Origin of the sequence: Mesorhizobium sp. M1252 (genome assembly GCF_040318265.1) — a bacterium.
Lineage (GTDB): Bacteria > Pseudomonadota > Alphaproteobacteria > Rhizobiales > Rhizobiaceae > Mesorhizobium.
In genome coordinates, this window is sequence record NZ_JAMYLX010000040.1 from 1 (window position 1) to 5,394 (window position 5,394).

3 protein-coding genes and 1 pseudogene are annotated in these 5,394 nt (G+C 62.4%); 1 reads left to right on the forward strand and 3 read right to left on the reverse strand.

Annotation, left to right across the window (positions count from 1 at the left end):
- Positions 1–77: 77 nt before the first annotated feature.
- A pseudogene (locus tag NKH22_RS31335) lies at positions 78–230 on the forward strand (IS3 family transposase); the annotation flags it as partial.
- Between the two features lie 142 nt (positions 231–372).
- Here the strand turns inward: NKH22_RS31335 and NKH22_RS31340 are convergent.
- The 3 genes from NKH22_RS31340 to NKH22_RS31350 all read right to left on the reverse strand — a co-directional run bounded on the left by NKH22_RS31340 (position 373) and on the right by NKH22_RS31350 (position 5,047).
- Positions 373–1,710: an HlyD family type I secretion periplasmic adaptor subunit gene (locus NKH22_RS31340; protein ID WP_352912420.1), complete on the reverse strand. Its 1,338-nt coding sequence runs from the start codon at positions 1,708–1,710 to the stop codon at positions 373–375.
- Positions 1,711–1,729: 19 nt separating this feature from the next.
- Positions 1,730–3,403: a type I secretion system permease/ATPase gene (locus NKH22_RS31345; RefSeq protein WP_352912421.1), complete on the reverse strand. Its 1,674-nt coding sequence runs from the start codon at positions 3,401–3,403 to the stop codon at positions 1,730–1,732.
- 201 nt (positions 3,404–3,604) lie between these two features.
- Positions 3,605–5,047 (reverse strand): hypothetical protein, encoded by a 1,443-nt coding sequence (locus tag NKH22_RS31350; protein WP_352912422.1) that lies wholly within the window; start codon positions 5,045–5,047, stop codon positions 3,605–3,607.
- Between the last annotated feature and the right edge of the window lie 347 nt (positions 5,048–5,394).

A 5,394-nucleotide genomic window follows, 5' to 3' on the forward strand; every position in this document is an offset into this window, starting at 1 on the left:
AACTTCGCTCGTAAGGACGACCTTAAGAGCGCAGCCTCGCTACCGTGCCATCCTCTCGCAAGGCGGCCTTCGCCGGAGGGTATCCCGGAACCTTCGACACCGTTCAAAGCCTGGACGACGCCATCACGGACTACATCGACTATTACAACCACCGCCGCATCAAACTGAAACTGAAAGGGCTGGCCCCTGTGCAATACAGGAACCAGCCCTTAAACCTACCAACTCAATGAACCGTCCAACTTTATGGGGTCAGTTCAAGGGGTAGGGCCGCCTTGGAGATGGCGCAGACCATCGAATAAGATGGGTCTCGCCACCTACCTTGGACCGCGATCCGCAAATTGAAAAACGCGAATATGTTGGGCGCGAAGCTCGTTACTTCTGGCGAAACGCGGAGTGGAACGACACAACCAGGGGGCCTAAAATGTAGTCCAGTGCGGTGCGTTCCTCGGTGACGATCATGACTGAGGCCGGCATGCCCGGATAAAGCGCAATCTGTGGGGCCGCGGCCAATTCCGCGGGATCGACCGCTACGTCGGCAAGATAGTAGGGAAGCCCGGTCTTGCTGTCGGTGACGCGATCCGCCGAAATGCGGGTGACCCGTCCATGAATGACCGGTATCGAACGCTGCTTGTAGGACGTGAAGCGGACCTCGGCCGTCATGTCGGCGCGCAGGCTGGATATGTCCTCGACCTTCACCTGCGCCTGAACGATCAACAAATTCCTAGTCGGCACGATGTCGAGGATGGTCTGGCCGGGGGCGACGATCGCGCCGGTCGAGAAAACGGTGAGATTCATCACCTGGCCGTCATAGGGCGCCCGCACTTCGGCGCGGTCGACCGTGGCTTGCGCGGCGAACATTTTCGGTACTAGATCGGCGAGGTTGGACTGGGCGTCGATCAGCATGGTTGAGAGTTTTGCGCGGCGCTCGTTGGTGAGCTGCGCAATCTGGCTTTCAAGCTCGGCCTTACTCTGGCGGTTTCCGGCTATATCGCCGAGAGTCTGGTCGATCAGGCCCTGCAGATCGGAGGCGGAGCGGTCGAGCTCCAGGACACGCGTGCGCGTTGTCAGGCCGGCCTTCAGCAACTTGTTGAGGCCTGCCTTTTCGTCAATTGTCGACTTGAGCTGCGCACGAAAAGATTCGACGCGCGCCTGCTTTCCATCGATCTGCTCGTCGAGTTCGGCTATCCGTTTCTGCAGGATCTGCTTGGCACCGGCCATCGAGGCGCGCTGGCTCCCAAGGTCGGCAATTTGGTTGGCCATCGCGTCCTGCAGATAGGCTTGGTGCTCAGCGGTGATGTCCTTCGGAAAGGCGACTGCCTCATGGCCGTCGAGCTCCGCACGAATGCGGGCATCGGTAGCGCGCAACAACGCATATTGCTGCGAATAGAGGTTGAATTCGGAACGGGCGTGCGTGTCGTCGAGCACCACCAGCACATCGCCTGCCTTGACGATGTCGCCATCCTTGACGCGGATCTCCTTCACCGTGCCGCCGTCGAAATGCTGTACGCTCTTTCGATTGCCTTCCACCTTGACGACAGCGTCGGCGAGCACGGCGCCGTTCAGCGGGGCAAAAGCCGCCCAGCCGCCGAAGATGCCGAAGAAGGCAATGATGATCAGCAGGCCGACACAGGCCGGCACCCGGATCGAATCCGGGGCCAGGATACCGGTTTCGCCGGGCAGGCTCCGGTAGGTGAGGGCGCCGTCGCTCATCGATCTCTCCGGCCACAGCTCATTGGGTTGCCACCGCGACTGGAGCCGCGCGCTGGTTGAGGAGCGCCACGATCTCGTTTCTCATCCCGAAGGCCTCGACGGCGCCATCGCGCAACAGAAGGATCTTGTCGACATTGGCCAAGGTCGAAGGCCGGTGCGAGACGATGATCACTGTGCTGCCGCGGCGCTTGAGCTCGATCGCGCACTCGCTCAGCGCACGGTCGCCATCGGCGTCGAGATTGGAGCTCGGCTCGTCGAGAATGATCAGGTTCGGCGTTCCGAATACCGCACGGGCAAGAGCAATCCGCTGCCGATATCCTCCCGACAGCACTGCGCCGCCTTCGCCGATCTGCGTCTCATAACCCTGGGGCAGGCGGATGATCATCTCATGCACGCCGGCGAGCCGCGCGGCCTCGATCACCTCCTGATCGACATTGGTCTTGAAGCGGCCGATGTTGGCGGCGACCGTATCGGAGAAGAGTTCGATATCCTGCGGCAGGTAGCCGATGTGGTCGCCGAGCGCGTCGTGTCCCCATTGCGACAGGTCGGCCCCGTCCAGCCGGACGGTGCCGCGGCTGGGTTGCATGACGCCCGCGAGATGACGCGCCAGCGTCGACTTGCCGGCGCCGGAAGGGCCGACGATTCCCAGCGCCTCGCCTGCGTCCAGCCGGAATGATACGTCGCGGAGAAGCACTTTCTGCTGGCTGGCAATTGCAAAGCTGACCTGCTCGACCGAAATCTTGCCGGTGGGCTTCGGCAGGTTGAAAGATCTTTCGTTCAGCGCGCCCCCGTCGACCAGCTTCTCGACCCTTGCCAACGCCGCCCGGGCCAGGATCAGGCTGCGCCAAAGGCCGACGATCTGCTCGACCGGCTGTAGCCCCCGGCCCAGCAAGAGGCTCGCCGCAAACATGGTGCCGCCGGTGATCTGCCGCTCGATCACCAGATAGGCGCCGAGGCCGAGGATCAGCGACTGCATGGTGAGCCGCAGGAACCGGATCAGACCGGACATCAGGGCGGCGCGGTCGCTTGCCTCCGCCTGGCGCCGCAGCGCCAGGTTGCGGTCGCGCCCCCAGCGGCGGATGAGACCGTCTATCATCCCCATGGCGCGAACGACTTCCGAGTTTCTGAGGCTCATTTCGGTAAAATTATAGTTGGTCGTCGCCAGGTCGTTGGCCTGCTTCAGCGGCGAACGCACGAGATACTCGGTGAGCACGGCCATGGCGATCAAGAGCAGCGAACAGCCCAGTGCGAAGAAGCCGAGCCACGGATGCAGCAGGAAGATGATGCCGATGTAGATGGGTGACCATGGCAGGTCGAACAGGGCATGGATGCCGCTGCCGGTGATCACCTGCCTGAACGTGTCGAAATCGCGGATCGGCTGGCTTTGTGAGGAGCCCGGCGATGGGGTCTCGACCGACGCGGCGAGGACTTTTGCCGACAGCAACCGGTCGAGCCGCGCGCTGGCACGCGTCAGGATGGAGGCGCGCACCAGATCGAGGCCGGCCAAGGAAAGGAAGGCCGCCAGCAACACCAGGGTGAGCATCACCAACGTGGTTTCGCTGCCGCTTGTGACGACCCGGTCGTAGATCTGCAGCATGTAGAGGGGGGACGCGAGGTAGAGCAGATTGATCGCCAGGCTGAATGCCGCCGCAACCAGGAAATAACGGCGGCATGCCCGAAGGGCGTCCCTCACGATCTTGGATTTGTTGTCGAGACTCAAATACCCAGCGGAAAACCGCCCCCCTGTCCACGCCCGGAACCGATACTACTCCTGATCCTTCGATCGGCCATGCGGTTCCCTTCCTATTCCTGCCGTAAACCTTAATTCGTAAGCTGAACCAGGAACCGGCAGCATCAGGAGAGCCGCGCCTGTCCGCGCGGCTCTCCTTTTGGTTCACATCACAAAGTCGCTCACTTGCACCACCGTCCTGCCGGTGCCGTCGTCGGCAAGTGTGAAGCTGTGGGCATCGTAGACGCCGAGCAGGTGGAGCGTGGCGTTGTGCGTGCCGTCCGAGACGGTCAACGTTCCTCCGGTGCCGTCGAGGTCCGCCTGATAGGCAGCGGACGTTCCCGTGCCGAACAGGATGTCTTCGAGGTTCACCTTGTCGTCATTGGTGATGCCGGCGATGCTTCCGCTGAAATCGAAGGAATCGTCCAGCTGCAATGTGCCGGCGGCATCCGCCGCGAAGGTGACGTCCGTCGACGAGGCGCCGCCGAACTCCAGCTTCGACAGGTTGCCGATCGTGGCATCGCCGTCGCCAGTGACCTGGCCGTTGATGTGAATGTTGCCGCCATTGGCCCACAGCATGCCGGAATTCGCCAGCCCGCCGGTGATCGTAAGGCCGCCGGAGCCGGTTGCCTCCAGCGTTCCCGAATTGACGACGACGCTGCCTCCGGTGTCGATGACCAGCGCGTGGGAGCCGGTGGCGATGATGGTGCCGCTGTTGTCGAGGCTGAGCATCCCGCCGCCCAGCTGACCGGCGCCCGAAATCGTGTTGTCGACATTGACCAGCGTGACGTCCGGCCCCGTGCCGGAGATGACGTTGGCGGTGCTGTCGGACAGCAGGATCTGCCCGCCACCCTGCAGGGTCACGCCATGCTGGATGACCTGCAGCAGCGTATCGCCGCCCATCGAGTCGAGCGTGATGAGGCCGCTGTTGTTGATAATGCCGCTCAGCGGCAGCAGAGCGCCGTCGCCGATCGTCATGGTCCCGGAATTGTTGACCACCGGTGTCTGATCGAAGACGAAATTGCTTCCGGTGAGTGCGCTCGAGTGCACGCCGTCAAGCATGATCGACTGCCCGTCGCCAAGCGTGATCACCGCGTTGCCGTTGGCGTCGTCCGCCATATGCGCCTGGAGATCGGAGAAGCTTGCCAATCCGTTGTAGCCGATAAGGTCGATCTGGTCCGCCGCCGCGTCGAAATTGTGCACCGTGTCGTTGCCGATCGGCTGTGAGAAGACGAACAGGTCGTTGCCGCTCGATCCGGTCAGCACGTCGTCACCGGACCAGGCGAAGATCGGCGAGCCCGGCGCGTAGGCTTCGACATTGTCGGCGATCGACATGTTTCCCGTCGTGCCGTCTGCGTTGGTCCAGGTCATCGAGACGTCGAGCACCACGGCCCCCGCGAAATCGGCAGGCGTGGTGACCGTCAGCCCGTGCAGGTCGTTGGTCTGAACCGTCCAGCTCCCGTTGGCGTTGTGGGTTGCACCGTCGATGGTCCATCCCGAAGGCACGTCCTTCACCGTGACGGTGATGAGCGCACCCTCATGCGATGGATCGGTGAAGGCGAGATTGATTGGCTCGCCGGAGGTGCCGGCGGGAGCTGCATGCGTCATCGAGAACGTGTTCCCGGCTGGATCCGTAGCAGTCACGGTCAACGTGTGGTTTTGGAGCTGCGCCCCATTTGCGATATCTGTAAAGGTCCAAGTGGAACCGTTCTTGACTATCGAAGCCCAGGTGAGCGGTGTTCCGGCATCGGTAATGGTAAAGCTAGAGACAGCGTCGGAAACGCCTGTCACAACAATCCTTTTGCTCGATCCGCCGGATGTCTCGTAAGTCCAAGCCGTAAATGTAGGGTTCTCCCTGTCGATCGCGACCGTGTCGGAGCCCGCACTACCGGTGTTGCCGGCGGTGTCGGTGTAGCTGCCGGCCGTCACCGAGACCGAGCCCTGGCCGGCGAAGC

Bases quoted from the DNA above. Each gene is read 5' to 3' on its own strand.
- NKH22_RS31340 (WP_352912420.1), bottom strand. From the start codon at position 1,710: ATGAGCGACGGCGCCCTCACCTACCGGAGCCTGCCCGGCGAAACCGGT.
- NKH22_RS31350 (WP_352912422.1), bottom strand. From the start codon at position 5,047: ATGACGCATGCAGCTCCCGCCGGCACCTCCGGCGAGCCAATCAATCTC.